Raw genomic sequence first — 13,324 nt, 5'->3', positions numbered from 1 at the left:
CCTGGGGCATGTAGTGGTGATCGGCAATCCGAAACTCGCTGCTTGTGAGGCCCCCATGACGGAAGCCGTCGCGTTCCCCCAGGACCGCGCCTGTCCCTACCACCCGCCCACCGCCTACCGACCGCTGCGCGAGGAGCGGCCGCTGTCCCGTGTGACGCTCTACGACGGCCGCTCGGTGTGGATCGTCACCGGGCACGCCGCCGCGCGCCAACTGCTGTCCGACCAGCGGCTGTCCACCGACACCACCCATGAGGCGTTCCCGATACCGACGGAGCGCTTCGCCGCCGTACGCAACCGCCGCCGCGCCCCCCTGATCGGCATGGACGACCCCGAGCACAACGTCCAGCGCCGGATGCTCATCCCGAGCTTCACGCTCAAGCGCACGGCCGATCTGCGGCCGCGCATCCAGCAGACGGTGGACCAGCTCATCGACGCGATGGTCGAGCAGGGGCCGCCGGCCGAGCTGGTGTCGGCGTTCGCCCTGCCGGTGCCGTCCATCGTCATCTGCGACGTGCTGGGCGTGCCGTACGCCGACCACGAGTTCTTCGAGTCGCAGTCGCGCAGGCTGCTGCGCGGACCCACGGCCGAGGACACGGAGGACGCCGGCAACCAGTTGGAGGGCTACCTCGGCGATCTGGTTGAGCGTAAACGCGACAAACCCGGGGAGGGCGTCCTCGACGACCTGATCGCGCAGCAGCTCACCCAGGGTCACCTGGACAAGCAGTTACTCGTCGAGCTGGCCACGATCCTGCTCGTGGCGGGCCATGAGACCACCGCGAACATGATCTCGCTCGGGACGTTCACGCTGCTCCGGCACCCGGAGCAGTTGGCCGAACTGAAGGCGGACCCGGCGCTGATGCCGACCGCCGTGGAGGAGCTGCTGCGGTTCCTGTCGATCGCCGACGGGATGCTGCGGGTGGCGAGGGAGGACATCGACATCGCGGGCGTGACGATACGGGCGGACGAGGGCGTCGTCTTCTCGACGTCGGTCATCAACCGGGACACATCCGCCTACGCCGAGCCGGACAGACTGGACTGGCACCGGTCGGCCCGCCACCACGTCGCGTTCGGCTTCGGCATCCACCAGTGCCTGGGGCAGAACCTGGCGCGGGCGGAGATGGAGATCGCGCTGCGGACGCTCTTCGAGCGCCTGCCCGGACTGCGGCTGGCGGCACCGGCCGAGGAGATCCCCTTCAAACCGGGGGACACGATCCAGGGGATGCTGGAGCTCCCCGTCACATGGTGAGGACGAGGCCCATGGACATTCTGATCGACAAGGACGTCTGCATCGGCGCGGGGCAGTGCGCCATGACCGCGCCGGACGTCTTCACCCAGGACGACGACGGGTTCAGCGAGCTGGTGCCCGGGAGCGAGGACGGCGCCGGCAGTCCTCTGGTGAGAGAGGCCGCCCGGGCCTGCCCGGTGAGCGCCATCAAGGTGACGCCGTAGCGGTGGCGGGCCGACGCCCGGCGGGGTACTCCCCCGCCGGGCGTCGTCATGTCGTGACGGGCGACACCCTTCTGGCGAGTTGAACATGTTCAAAGACAGGTCTACAGTCATGGACATCACCATTTGAACGCGTTCAAAGGAGGGTGGGGGATGGACCTCACTGTTGTCGCGTACGTCATCTACCTGCTGATCAGCGTGGGGCTCACCATCTGGGTGGCGCGCACGCTCAGCCGGAACGGGCGGATCTTCCTCGCCGATGTGCTCCAGGGGAACGAGAAGCTCGCCGAGGCCGTGAACCACCTGCTGGTGGTCGGCTTCTACCTGGTCAACTTCGGCTTCGTCGCGCTCTACCTGAGCCAGGACGAGAGCGTCGCCGACGCCCGGCGGTTGTTCGAGGCCCTGTCGGTGAAGCTCGGTGTCGTCCTGCTCGTCCTCGGCGTGATGCACCTCGGCAACGTCTACGTGCTCAACAAGATCCGCCGGCGCGGCGCGCTGGAGCGGGAGCAGACGCCGCCGGTGCCGCCGCAGGCCTGGACCGGTCCGGCCACCGCGACCGGCGTGTGAGGCAACCGTGACCGGCCTGCCCGTGCGACGGCTGACCGTGCTGTACGACGCGCACTGCCCGCTCTGCGTCCACCTGCGGCACTGGCTGCGGCGGCAGCCCCAGCTCGTCCCGCTGGACCTGGTGCCCGCCGCCTCGGAGGAGGCCCGCCGCCGCTTCCCGGAGCTGGACCACCGGGCCACGCTGAAGGAGATCACGGTGGTCGGGGACGGCGGGCAGGTCTACCGTTCGAACGCCGCGCTGATCGTGTGCCTGTGGGCCCTGGCCGAGTACCGGTCCAAGGCCCACTGGCTGGCCACCCCGGCCGGGATGCCCTTCGCCCGCGTCACCGTCCTGGCCGCCGCCAAGTGGCGCGAGGCCCTCGCCCCCGCCGCCGGCCGGGGGTGCGGGGACGGCCGGTGCGGCGTACCGGACGCGCCCCACTAGGCTCGGGGACCGTGAAGGACGTGAACGACGTGACGGACGCCCAGGCTCCGGAGCCCGCGAAGCCCACGAGGCCCGCCAAGGCGCCCAAGAGCGAGCAGACCCGCACCCTCATCCTCGAAACCGCGCTCCGGCTCTTCCAGGAGCGCGGGTACGACAAGACGACGATGCGGGCCATCGCCCAGGAGGCGGGCGTCTCCGTCGGCAACGCCTACTACTACTTCTCCTCCAAGGAGCACCTGGTCCAGGGCTTCTACGACCGGCTGGCCGCCGAGCACGAGGCGGCGGTCCAGCCGGTCCTGTCGGGCGACAAGGACCTGGCGGTACGGATCAGGGACTCGCTGCTGACCTGGCTGGACGTGGCGGAGCCGTACCACCCGTTCGCTACCCAGTTCTTCAAGAACGCCGCCGACCCCGAGAGCCCGCTCAGTCCCTTCTCGCCCGAGTCGGTCGCGGCCCGCGAGGCCGCCATCTCCATCCACGAGCGCGTCCTGTTCGGCTCCGACACCAAGACCGCGCCCGAACTGGCCCAGATGCTCCCCCACTTGATGTGGCTGATGCAGATGGGGCTGGTGCTGTTCTGGGTGTACGACCGGACGGAAGGCACCGAACGCAGCCGCCGCCTCGTCGAGCGCACCGCGCCCATCGCCGCCCGCGCCATCGGGCTGTCCCGGTTCCGGGTGCTGCGGCCGCTGGTGCGGCAGGTGCACGAGGTGCTGGAGGAGTTCATGCCGGGTGCCGTCGACAGGCGGACGGACGGTTCTGGATCCGTTTCTGCGTCCGGTTCTAGATCCAACTGAGCCGCCACAGGCGCCAGATGCCCGTGCCGTCCGACAGGTACGGCGAACCGGCGACGTCGTCGGTGCTCACGACGTAGTCCTTCTTCTGCCACAGCGGGACGAGCGGCACGTCCGCCGCCACCTCCCGCTGGATCGACTCGAAGTCCTTCATGGCCCGGCCCCGGTCGCCGTACTGCTGGGTGGAGGCGATCAGCCGGTCGACGCGGGGGCTGGCGTAGCCGTTGTGGAGGGTGTTGGCGCGGCCGACGAGGGGCTGGGTGAAGCTGTCGGGGTCGGGGAAGTCCGGGACCCAGCCCAGCCCGTAGGCGTCATAGGCGCCGCTCGCGTACCCCTTCTGGAAGGCCTTCCACTCCACTTCGACGACCCTCACCTCGAACAGGCCGGCGGCCTCCAACTGCCTGCGCAGTTCGGCGGCCTCGGCGGCGTACGTGGGACCGGCGCGGTGGGCGTAGGTGAACCGGACCGGCGTCTCGACGCCGGCGTCACGCAGCAGTCGCCCCGCACGCTGGGCGCTGGGGTCCGGATCCACGTCGTGGAAGGCGGTGTTGTGGCCCGCGAAGCCCTGGGGGATCAGGGAGTAGAGGGGCTCCACGGTGGAGTGGTACGCGCGGGTGACGATGGCGGGCCGGTCGATGAGCGCGGCGACGGCCCTGCGCACGGCCTTGTCCGCCATCGGTGAGCCCGCCCGCACGTTGAAGACCAGGTTGCGGATCTCGGCGCTCCCGGCCTCGGTCATGTGCACGCCGTCCGCGTTCGCGTCCATCCCGGACAGCGTCTTCGGCGGCAACTGGCGGTGTATGACGTCGAGCTGACGGTCCGCCCAGGCGGCGGCCAGGCCGTCGGAGTCCTCGAAGTAACGGACCTCCACCGGGCCGCCGGTCTTGCGGACGGCGCCCTTGTAGCGCGGGTTGGGTTCCAGCAGGGCACGGACGCCCGGCTCGTACGCCGCGAGGACGTACGGCCCCGAACCGTCGACGCCGTGGCCCTCGCGCAGGGCGCCCTTCGGGTACTGGGTGCGGTCGACGATGGCGCCGGCGCCGGTGGCCAGCTTCTGGGGGAAGGTCGCGTCCCGGGCGCCGAGGTGGAACGTGACCGTGGAGCCGTCGGCGTCGACGCGGCGCAGAGCGGTGAACAGGGCGCGGGGCCCGACGTCCGCCCCTATTCCGAGCATGCGGTCGAAGGAGTACTTGACGTCCTCGGCGGTGATCTTGCGGCCGCTCGCGAACCGGAGGTCGTCGCGCAGTTCGCAGCGGTAGGTCTGGAGGTTCATCCCGGTGAACTCACAGCCTGCGGCGGCGTCCGGGACGGGGACCGGGGAGCCCGGTTCGAAGGTCAGCAGCGACTGGAAGACGTTGCTGTACAGGGCCCACGAGCCGGCGTCGTACGCCCCGGCGGGGTCGAGGGACGTGACCTCGTCCGTCGTACCGACGGTGATCGGGTCGTCCCGGGCGCCGGCCGAGGGAAGTAACTGCCATCCCCCGATCCCGGCGGCGAGTAAGACGACACACAGGACGAGGACCCGAAGACGCACCGAGCGCATGCCGTGATTCCCTTCACGCCACCCCTGCCGCGACGGAGTCACCCAATCACACGCTGTTGAATTGTGGAAGTCTGAACTTTCACGCCGTCATCACATCTGCGGGCGGGCGGCTAGGCCTGCTTGGAGGCGAGCTCCACGAGCGTGATGTCGGAGGGGGCGCCGACGCGGACGGGCGGGCCCCAGGCGCCCGCGCCCCGGGAGACGTAGAGCTGGGTGTCGCCGTACCGTTCGAGCCCGGCGACGGTGGGGTTGGCCAGCTCGGCGAGGAAGTTGCCGGGCCAGAGCTGGCCGCCGTGGGTGTGGCCGGAGAGCTGGAGGTCGACCCCGTGCCGCACGGCGTCGTGGATGACGACCGGCTGGTGGGCGAGCAGCACGGCGGCGCGTGCCCGGTCGCGGTCGCCGAGGGCGGCGGCGAAGTCGGGGCCGTCGCCGTAATTCTCGCCCGCGACGTCGTTCACCCCGGCGAGGTCGAACCCGGCGATCTCGACGCGCTCGTTGCGCAGCGGGCGAAGGCCGAGTTCGCGCACGTGGTCGACCCACTCCTCGGCGCCGGAGAAGTACTCGTGGTTGCCGGTCACGAAGAACGAGCCGTCCCGGGCCCGGAGCTGCGCGAGCGGCTCGGCGGCCGGGCCCAGGTTCTCGACGCTGCCGTCGACCATGTCGCCGACGACGGCGACGAGGTCCGGCTGGGTGGCGTTGATCGCGTCGACGATCCGCTGCGTGTGGGCCCGCCCCAGGATGGGCCCCAGGTGGATGTCGCTCACGACCGCAATCCGGTACCCGTGCGCGCCACGGGCCAGCTTCGCCAGCGGCACGGTGACCCGCGTGACACGCGGCCCCCGCATGACGCCGTACGTCCCGTACCCGACGGTGCCCAGCGCGGCGGCCGCGGCGGTCCCCCCGACGACCCGCGACACGAACAGCCGCCGGGAGACGGCGGGCGTGTCGCCTGCGGCGGCGTCCGCCGGGACGGCCGGGCCGCCGGGCTCGGGCGCGGGCGCCTCGGGTGCGGGGCGGGCAGGTCCCGCGCGGTGCCCTTGCTCGGTGCCGCCTGCGGCGGCGACCGGCACGGGCGGACACTCCGGCTCGGGCATGGGCGCCACGGCCGGGGGCGCCCCGGCCGTGGCCGCCCGGCGTTCCAGGGCGCGGCGCAGCAGGGGCCGGACCGCCTCGCCGACCAGCAGGGCGAGCACCACGTACAGCAGCAGGGCCAGCCACAGGAAGCCCGGCCAGGCCACGGCCTGCTGGAGGGGGAACGGCGCCCCCGCCCGTCCCGCCGTCAGCGCGCCCACCGACAGCAGCGGCAGCACGACCACGGCGACCGTGCCCACGCGTCGCGCCACGCCGCCCGGCCGCGTCACGTCGCGCACGAGGCGGCGCCACACGTACCAGTGCACCGCCGCCAGCAGGGCGAGCACGACCACGATCACCAACAGGACGACCAGCACGACCCCGTACCCCCTATCCGCGGTCGCGGCGCAATGCGCGTACGCCACGCAACCCGATGACGCCCACCACCGTCCCCAGAACAAAGGACGTGATGGCGAGCAGCAGATGAACCCAGAAGTAGGCAGTCGGGTCGCCCGCGTCGTCGAAGGCGAGACCGCTCCCGTCGTTCCAGAGATTCTTGACGAAAGTGATCCAGATGAACCAGCTCCACACCCCGAATGCGAGCAGGAACCAGGAGGCGGAGCGGCTGAGCTTCATGGGTTCAGTATCACCACGGCCGGTCGGGGGCCTTCTGCGGGGTGTGGTGTCGGCTTCGGTGAACGCTCCCTGTACGTTCTCGACCGTGTCAGCTTTGAAAAAGACCGTGCTGACGGTCGCCGCCGCCGCGTTGGTTCCCCTCCTCACCGCTGCCCCGGCCCTGGCGGCTCCGGGCCCGGACAAGGAGGAGAAGCAGCCGAAGCCGCCCGCCGCCATGTCGACGGTCGGCGGGGTGAAGCTCGGCAAGCCCGGCACGCAGGTGAACCTGGCCCCCGGGGTGCCGGTGCTGCCCAAGGAGGTGACGGGCCGCTCCTGGATCGTCGCCGACGCGGAGAGCGGTGACGTGCTGGCCGCGCACAACGCGCACTGGCGGCTGCCTCCCGCCTCCACCCTGAAGATGCTGTTCGCGGACACGGTGCTGCCGAAGCTGCCCCGCAACCAGTCGCGCCTGGTCACGCCCCAGGACCTCGCGAAGGTCGGTGAGGGCTCCAGCCTCGTCGGCGTCAAGGAGAAGCAGGCGTACACCGTCCACGACCTGTGGCTCGGCGTCTTCCTCCGCTCCGGCAACGACGCCGTGCACGTGCTGTCGGCGATGAACGGCGGCATCGACAAGACCGTCAAGGAGATGAACGACCGCGCCGACGAGCTCCAGGCGCTCGACACGGACGTCGTCTCCCCGGACGGGTACGACGCCGTGGGCCAGGTCTCGTCCGCGTACGACCTCACCCTCATCGCGCGCAGCGGCATGCAGAACAAGGACTTCCGGGAGTACTGCTCGACGCCCCGCGCGAAGTTCCCCGGGGAGGTCAAGCCCGGCAACAAGAAGCGGTCGACGTTCGAGATCCAGAACACCAACCGGCTGCTGACCGGCGACTACGGCATCCCGGCCTACCAGGGCATCGCCGGGGTCAAGAACGGCAGCACGACGCACGCGGGCGCCACTTTCACCGGGGTCGCCGAGCGGAACGGCAAGGTGCTGCTGGTCACCGTCATGAACCCGTCGGCCAAGGAGAGCCACGCCGTCTACAAGGAGGCGGCGCGCCTGCTGGACTGGGGTTTCGCGGCGTCCGGGAAGGTGAAGCCGGTCGGTGAGCTGGTGCCGCCGAAGTCGGCGAAGACCGGCACCGGGTCGGGCGAGAGCGGCGGGAACGGCCAGACCGGGACGGGCGGCGGCGACCAGGCGGCCGGTGACGGCAGTGGCACCGGCAACGGCAAGGCGACGGTCGCGGCGGCCGGCGGCGCGGGCGGGGCCGGGACGGCGCTGGCGGTGGCCGGCGGGGTGCTGGTGCTGCTGGCGGGCGGGGTGTTCCTCGTCAACCGCCGTTGGCCGCTTCCGGAGCTGGTACGCCGTCGTCGTCAGCCCTCTTCTCAGCAGCCTCCTTCTCAGCAGCCTCCTGCTTAGAACCGGTCGCCGTCCACGCGGCGCAGAAGAGCAGCAGCTTGGCGGTGAAGTTGATCCAGAGCAGGAGCGCGACGGGCACCCCGAACGCCCCGTACATCGACTTCGCCGCCACATACTTCATATAGCCACCGAGCAGCAGCTTCAGCGCCTCGAAGCCGACCGCGCCGATCAGCCCCGCCACGACGAGGCGGCGGCGCGGCGGCTGGACGCCGGGCAGCAGGGTCAGGACGTACAGCAGGATCAGGAAGTCGGCGAGGACGGCGACCGCGAGGGCCCCGGCCTGGAGGAGTACGCCACCGGCGCCGCTCTCGGAGATCCCGAGCCGTTCGGCGGTCCAGCCGACGGCGGTGGAGCCGAGGCCGGAGGCGGCGAGCGAGGCGAGGCCGGTCACGCCGAGGCCGAGCAGGACCACGGCGTCCTTGCCCTTGCGTACGAAGGGGTTGTCGCCGTCGTTGTCGTCGAGCCCCCACACCGCGCGCAGGCACTCGCGCATGGAGCCCACCCAGCCGATGCCGGTGAACAGCAGCAGCGCACCGGCGACGAGTCCGACGGTGCCGGCGTTGGCGACGAGCGCGTCGAGGTCGAGCTGGTCGGAGATGCCCGGGACCTGCTCGGCGAGCTTGTCCTCGATGCTGCGGAGCTGTTCGTCGCTCAGCAGCGCGGCGCCGACGGCGGCGGCGACGGTGATCAGCGGGAAGAGGGCGAGGAAGCTGATGAACGTGATGGCCGCGGCCAGGCGGGTCCAGTGGGCGTGGTCGAGGGTCTCGTACGAGCGCCAGGCGTGCGTCCGCAGCAGGCGGGCGGCCCAGGGGCCGATGACGGGGAGCTTGGTCAGCCAGTCCATGCCGTGCCCCTACCCCCTTGATCCGACTGATCCGAAGACCAGGGTGCGTGTGCCCCAGAAGCGCAGGCAGGTGGCGAGCACCATGCCCACGCCGAGCCCCGAGACGGTGTCGGCGAGCGGGGAGGTGAGCCCGAGCCCGTAGTGCGACGCGCCGAGACACGCCATCTGCACGGCCGCGCCCGCCAGGTTGACCCCGAAGAACGCCCCGTACTCGCGGAGGTGGACGCTGCGGCGGCGGTACGTGCCGAGGGCGTTGCCGAGGTAGGCGACGGTGCAGCCGGCGAGGAAGGCGAGCGCCTTGGCGGGGAGCGGGTCGAGGTGGGGGCGGAGCAGGAGGAAGAGGCCGAGGTCGGCGGCGTACGCGACACCGCCCACGAGCAGGAACCCGGCCGCCTCACGCTTCACAGGTCCGCCACCTTTCACAGGTCCGCCACCGCCATCCCGTACATCGCGAGCCACGCGAGGCCGATGACGGCGAGCGGGCGGTCGCGCAGGACGACGTCCTCGGGGGCGCCGGCGGTGCCGCGGTCGGCGAAGACGGCGTAGCGGAGGACGGCGAGGATGAAGGCGATGGTGGAGAGCTGGCGCCAGGTGCCGCTGTGCTCCAGGGCCCAGAGGCAGTAGCCGAGCACGGCGACACCGGCGGCGAGCTGCCAGACGAAGCGGAGGTAGCCGGTCGTGTACTCGGTGAGCAGCACCCGTGTCTCTCCCCTGCCCTCCATCTGCACGGCCTCGGAGTACCGCTTGGCGGCGACCATGAAGAGGGCGCCGAAGCCGGTGGTGATGAGGAACCAGCGCGAGAGCGGGATGCCGAGCGCCACCCCGCCGATCATGGCGCGCATCACGAAGCCGGTCGTGACGACGGCGAGGTCGACGACGAGGACGTGTTTGAGGCGGAGGCAGTAGGCGAGCTGCATCACCAGGTACGCGGCCAGCAGTGCGGCCGTCAGGGTGTTGCACAGCACGGCGCCGCCGGCGAGCGCCCCGAGCGCGAGGACGCCGCCGGTCCCGTACGCCACGGACACGGGCACCTCCCCGGCGGCCACGGGGCGGCGGCACTTGACGGGGTGGGCGCGGTCGGCGTCGGCGTCGCGGGCGTCGTTGACGAGGTAGACGGCGGCGGCCGCGGCGGTGAACAGCATGAAGACGATGCCCAGTTGGAGGGCGGTGTGCCGGGACGCGAGCTGCCCGGCGGCGGCGGGCGCGGCGGCCACGAGCACGTTCTTGACCCACTGGCGGGGCCGCGCGGCCCGCACGAGCCCGAGCGGCAGGACGACCGCCGGGGACACCGGGCGGGTGGCGGTCGCCGCCGCGACGGTCGGCTCACCCACGGCGGCTGCTCCCGCCGTAGGTGCAGAAACGATCCGCCACGTCCCGCAGCCGCCAGGCCGTCACGGCACCCAGCAGGGCCCCGGCCGCCACGTCGGTCGGGTAGTGCACGCCCACCACCAGACGGGACACGCACATCGCCGCCGCCACCGGTACGCCCACCCACCGCACCCCCGGCCGCACCGCCCCGAACGCCACCGCCGCGGCAGCCGCCGACGCGGCATGCGAACTGGGGAACGAGTACCGCCCCACGACGGGCGACGGCAGGCCCCGCCCCACGCGGCCCGGGCGTCGCTGCCCTCGTACTGCGCTCGGGACCGCGGCGTCGGCGCGGGACGCGGGTGTGGTGCACGAGCAGGGCAGGGCGACCCCACCGGCCCCGGCGCCCGGGCCGGTCGCCCACGGCTCGGGACCGGCACACGAGCAGTCACCACCACCCTCAGGAGCTGCCGCACCGGCGCCCACCGGCGCCAAAGCACCCGCACCGGGCGCGGCACCCGGGGCCACGGCACCCGCCGGGTGCGCGGCGGCCGGTCCGGGCGCCTCGCACGGGCAGGGGCGACCGCCCAGGGCCGGCGCGCCCAGCGCGGACCCGACGACCGGGGCCACGGCACCCGGCGCGGGTGCGGCGGGCGGGACCGGGCGATCAGCGGAGGGCGCCACCGGGGCGGGGCCGGGGGCCGGGCGGGGGCGGCGGGCGAGGGGTTTGAGGGCCATGGCGGCCAAGTGGGCCGTGGCCGTGAGGGTGGTGGCGCGGAGCCAGGGGGTGCGGCGCGCGGGGTCGGCCGCGGCGGCGGTGAGACCGGCCGCGAGCCAGAGCGCGCCGTGCTCGCCGGCGTACGACAGCGTGCGCGCGGCCGCCGCCACCGCCGGCCGGCGGCGCCCCCAGGCGTGCAGCGCGCACAGCAACGACCGGTCGGCCCCCGCGTATCGCATCCTCCGCCACCCCTTTCGTCGTCCGTGGACGGGTGCACCACGGGCGACTCTGGCGCGCCGCGCGCCGGAGGACGCGGCAATCTTTCATGACACTCGTTTAATCACCCATTTCGGCGAGCCGGGCGACTCGACCGACAAACCCGTCAAACGTGACAACCTCGGCGATACGGTCGCATTCATGTCTCACGTCGACACCTCCGCCGAGCCCGCCGAGCCGGTGACCGGCTGGGGCCGCACCGCCCCCACCGTCGCCCGCGTCCTGCGTCCCCGCAGCTACGAGGAGGCCGCCGCGGCCGTCCGGGCCTGCGGCACGCGCGGGGGCATCGCACGGGGCCTCGGCCGCGCCTACGGCGACGCGGCGCAGAACGCCGGCGGCGCCGTACTCGACATGACCGCCCTCGCCCGCATCCGCTCCATCGACGCGGACGCGGGCGTCGTGGTCTGCGACGCGGGCGTCAGCCTGCACCGCCTGATGGAGGTGCTGCTGCCGCTCGGCTGGTTCGTCCCGGTCACCCCCGGCACCCGCTACGTCACCGTCGGCGGAGCCATCGGCGCCGACATCCACGGCAAGAACCACCACGTCTCCGGTTCCTTCAGCCGCCACGTACGCGCCTTCGACCTCCTCACCGCAGACGGCACGATCCGCACCGTCGTCCCGGGCACCGACCTGTTCGACGCCACCACCGGAGGCATGGGCCTGACCGGGGTGATCCTCTCCGCCACCGTCCAGCTCCTCCCCGTCGAGACGTCCCTGATGTCCGTCGACACCGAACGCGCCGCCGACCTCGACGACCTGATGGCCCGCCTCACCGCCAACGACCACGGCTACCGCTACTCCGTCGCCTGGATCGACCTCCTCGCGCGCGGCGCCGCCACCGGCCGCGCCGTCCTCACGCGCGGCGACCACGCCCCCTACGACGCGCTCCCGGCCCGGCTGCGGCGCGACCCGCTCGCCTTCCGCCCCGGCAGGCTGCCGGCCGCCCCCGCCTTCGTACCCCAGGGGCTGCTCAGCCGCGCGACCGTCGGGCTGTTCAACGAGCTCTGGTACCGCAAGGCGCCCCGCCACCGCACCGGCGAGCTCCAGCGCCTGTCCGCCTTCTTCCACCCCCTGGACGGCGTCCCGCACTGGAACCGGGTGTACGGGCGCGGCGGCTTCGTCCAGTACCAGTTCGTCGTCGGGTACGGGCGGGAGGACACCCTGCGCCGCATCGTGCGCCGCATCGCGCGCCGGGGCTGCCCCTCGTTCCTGGCCGTCCTGAAACGGTTCGGGGAGGGCGACCCCGGCTGGCTCTCCTTCCCCATGCCGGGCTGGACGCTGGCGCTGGACATCCCGGCCGGGCTCAGCGGCCTCGGCACGTTCCTGGACGAGCTCGACGAGGAGGTCGCGGGCGCGGGCGGGCGCGTCTACCTCGCCAAGGACTCGCGGCTGCGCCCGGACGCGCTGCGCGCCATGTACCCGCGGCTGCCGGACTTCCTCGCCCTCCGCGCCGAGCTGGACCCGCGCTCGGTGTTCACCTCGGACCTCGCCCGCCGCCTCGGCATGTAGCCCCGACGCAAGGAGTACGTCGTCATGAAGGACGCCTTCGGCGCCCCCCAGTCCCTGCTCGTCCTCGGCGGCACGTCCGAGATCGCCCTCGCCACCGCCCGCCGGCTGATCGCCCGCCGTACGCGCACGGTCTGGCTGGCCGGCCGCCCCTCCCCCGCCCTGGACGCCGCCGCCGCGTCCCTCCGGGAGCTGCGCGCCGGTGTCGTCGTCCACACCGTGCCGTTCGACGCGCTGGACCCGGCCTCGCACGAGGAGACCCTCGGGAAGATCTTCGCGGAGGGCGACATCGACATGGTGCTGCTCGCCTTCGGCGTCCTGGGCGACCAGGCGCACGACGAGGCGACGCCGCTCGCCGCCGTCCAGGTCGCCCAGACCAACTACACCGGTGCCGTCTCCGCCGGGCTGATCTGCGCCGGCGCACTCCAGGATCAGGGCCACGGCTCCCTGGTCGTGCTGTCGTCGGTGGCCGGCGAGCGCGCCCGGCGCGCCAATTTCATCTACGGCTCCAGCAAGGCCGGGCTGGACGCCTTCGCCCAGGGCCTGGGTGACGCCCTGCACGGCACGGGCGTCCACGTCATGGTCGTCAGGCCCGGCTTCGTACGGACGAGGATGACCGCCGGGCTGGCCGAGGCGCCGCTCGCGACCACGCCGGAGGCGGTGGCGTACGCGATCGAGCTGGGGCTGTGGCGCCGGTCGGAGACGGTGTGGGTGCCGGGCGCGCTGCGCGTGGTGATGGCGGCCCTCCGGCACCTGCCACGCCCGGTCTTCCGCCGCCTGCCGCTGTGA

General features: G+C 72.6%; 15 protein-coding genes. 8 read left to right on the top strand and 7 right to left on the bottom strand.

What is annotated here, in order from left to right; translation table 11 throughout:
* Positions 1-55: 55 nt before the first annotated feature.
* The 5 genes from AB0J57_RS25285 to AB0J57_RS25265 all read left to right on the top strand — a co-directional run bounded on the left by AB0J57_RS25285 (position 56) and on the right by AB0J57_RS25265 (position 3,234).
* Positions 56-1,246: a cytochrome P450 gene (locus tag AB0J57_RS25285; RefSeq protein ID WP_366130557.1), complete on the top strand. Its 1,191-nt coding sequence runs from the start codon at positions 56-58 to the stop codon at positions 1,244-1,246.
* A gap of 11 nt (positions 1,247-1,257) precedes the next feature.
* Positions 1,258-1,449, top strand: coding sequence for a ferredoxin (locus AB0J57_RS25280; RefSeq protein WP_366130556.1), 192 nt, complete (start codon positions 1,258-1,260; stop codon positions 1,447-1,449).
* 150 nt (positions 1,450-1,599) lie between these two features.
* Positions 1,600-2,013 (top strand): hypothetical protein, encoded by a 414-nt coding sequence (locus tag AB0J57_RS25275; protein WP_366130555.1) that lies wholly within the window; start codon positions 1,600-1,602, stop codon positions 2,011-2,013.
* A 7-nt stretch (positions 2,014-2,020) separates the two neighbouring features.
* Positions 2,021-2,437, top strand: coding sequence for a DCC1-like thiol-disulfide oxidoreductase family protein (locus AB0J57_RS25270; RefSeq protein ID WP_366130554.1), 417 nt, complete (start codon positions 2,021-2,023; stop codon positions 2,435-2,437).
* A gap of 20 nt (positions 2,438-2,457) precedes the next feature.
* Positions 2,458-3,234, top strand: a complete 777-nt coding sequence (locus AB0J57_RS25265; RefSeq protein WP_366130590.1) for a TetR family transcriptional regulator — start codon at positions 2,458-2,460, stop codon at positions 3,232-3,234.
* On the opposite strand, the gene AB0J57_RS25260 is transcribed toward AB0J57_RS25265, so the two are convergent.
* From AB0J57_RS25260 to AB0J57_RS25250, 3 genes are all read right to left on the bottom strand, one after another.
* A complete protein-coding gene (locus AB0J57_RS25260) occupies positions 3,221-4,774 on the bottom strand; it encodes an ABC transporter substrate-binding protein (protein ID WP_366130553.1) in 1,554 nt (517 codons plus the stop codon). The two genes, AB0J57_RS25265 and AB0J57_RS25260, sit on opposite strands and share 14 nt — an antisense overlap.
* A gap of 110 nt (positions 4,775-4,884) precedes the next feature.
* Complete coding sequence (locus tag AB0J57_RS25255) at positions 4,885-6,222, bottom strand: metallophosphoesterase (protein ID WP_366130552.1); 1,338 nt, start codon at positions 6,220-6,222, stop codon at positions 4,885-4,887.
* A gap of 13 nt (positions 6,223-6,235) precedes the next feature.
* The gene (locus AB0J57_RS25250) at positions 6,236-6,481 is read right to left on the bottom strand and encodes a hypothetical protein (RefSeq protein ID WP_366130551.1); all 246 of its coding nucleotides are present in this window, start codon (positions 6,479-6,481) and stop codon (positions 6,236-6,238) included.
* An 85-nt stretch (positions 6,482-6,566) separates the two neighbouring features.
* On the opposite strand from AB0J57_RS25250, the gene AB0J57_RS25245 reads away from it, so the two are divergent.
* The gene (locus AB0J57_RS25245) at positions 6,567-7,883 is read left to right on the top strand and encodes a D-alanyl-D-alanine carboxypeptidase (RefSeq protein ID WP_366130550.1); all 1,317 of its coding nucleotides are present in this window, start codon (positions 6,567-6,569) and stop codon (positions 7,881-7,883) included.
* Here the strand turns inward: AB0J57_RS25245 and AB0J57_RS25240 are convergent.
* Genes AB0J57_RS25240 through AB0J57_RS25225 form a run of 4 tightly spaced genes read right to left on the bottom strand, consistent with a single transcriptional unit; the run spans position 7,795 to position 10,992 of the window.
* Positions 7,795-8,727, bottom strand: coding sequence for a YihY/virulence factor BrkB family protein (locus AB0J57_RS25240; protein WP_366130549.1), 933 nt, complete (start codon positions 8,725-8,727; stop codon positions 7,795-7,797). The genes AB0J57_RS25245 and AB0J57_RS25240 overlap by 89 nt on opposite strands.
* A 9-nt stretch (positions 8,728-8,736) precedes the next feature.
* Positions 8,737-9,132: a GtrA family protein gene (locus tag AB0J57_RS25235; protein ID WP_366130548.1), complete on the bottom strand. Its 396-nt coding sequence runs from the start codon at positions 9,130-9,132 to the stop codon at positions 8,737-8,739.
* Positions 9,133-9,146: 14 nt separating this feature from the next.
* Entirely contained in the window at positions 9,147-10,016 is an 870-nt protein-coding gene (locus tag AB0J57_RS25230) for a decaprenyl-phosphate phosphoribosyltransferase (protein ID WP_366130589.1), read from the bottom strand.
* 34 nt (positions 10,017-10,050) lie between these two features.
* A complete protein-coding gene (locus AB0J57_RS25225; protein ID WP_366130547.1) occupies positions 10,051-10,992 on the bottom strand; it encodes a phosphatase PAP2 family protein in 942 nt (313 codons plus the stop codon).
* 178 nt (positions 10,993-11,170) lie between these two features.
* Between AB0J57_RS25225 and AB0J57_RS25220 the strand changes: the two genes are divergently transcribed.
* Entirely contained in the window at positions 11,171-12,538 is a 1,368-nt protein-coding gene (locus AB0J57_RS25220; protein ID WP_366130546.1) for an FAD-binding oxidoreductase, read from the top strand.
* Positions 12,539-12,562: 24 nt separating this feature from the next.
* Entirely contained in the window at positions 12,563-13,324 is a 762-nt protein-coding gene (locus AB0J57_RS25215) for a decaprenylphospho-beta-D-erythro-pentofuranosid-2-ulose 2-reductase (protein ID WP_366130545.1), read from the top strand.

Source organism: Streptomyces sp. NPDC049837, assembly GCF_040674455.1.
Taxonomy (GTDB): domain Bacteria; phylum Actinomycetota; class Actinomycetes; order Streptomycetales; family Streptomycetaceae; genus Streptomyces.
The sequence above is the reverse complement of the archived record's forward strand: the minus strand, read 5'-3'. Positions and strand labels throughout refer to the sequence as shown.

Bases quoted from the DNA above. Each gene is read 5' to 3' on its own strand.
- AB0J57_RS25250 (WP_366130551.1), bottom strand. From the start codon at position 6,481: ATGAAGCTCAGCCGCTCCGCCTCCTGGTTCCTGCTCGCATTCGGGGTG.
- AB0J57_RS25215 (WP_366130545.1), top strand. From the start codon at position 12,563: ATGAAGGACGCCTTCGGCGCCCCCCAGTCCCTGCTCGTCCTCGGCGGC.
- AB0J57_RS25275 (WP_366130555.1), top strand. From the start codon at position 1,600: ATGGACCTCACTGTTGTCGCGTACGTCATCTACCTGCTGATCAGCGTG.
- AB0J57_RS25225 (WP_366130547.1), bottom strand. From the start codon at position 10,992: ATGCGATACGCGGGGGCCGACCGGTCGTTGCTGTGCGCGCTGCACGCC.
- AB0J57_RS25260 (WP_366130553.1), bottom strand. From the start codon at position 4,774: ATGCGCTCGGTGCGTCTTCGGGTCCTCGTCCTGTGTGTCGTCTTACTC.
- AB0J57_RS25285 (WP_366130557.1), top strand. From the start codon at position 56: ATGACGGAAGCCGTCGCGTTCCCCCAGGACCGCGCCTGTCCCTACCAC.
- AB0J57_RS25220 (WP_366130546.1), top strand. From the start codon at position 11,171: ATGTCTCACGTCGACACCTCCGCCGAGCCCGCCGAGCCGGTGACCGGC.
- AB0J57_RS25280 (WP_366130556.1), top strand. From the start codon at position 1,258: ATGGACATTCTGATCGACAAGGACGTCTGCATCGGCGCGGGGCAGTGC.
- AB0J57_RS25240 (WP_366130549.1), bottom strand. From the start codon at position 8,727: ATGGACTGGCTGACCAAGCTCCCCGTCATCGGCCCCTGGGCCGCCCGC.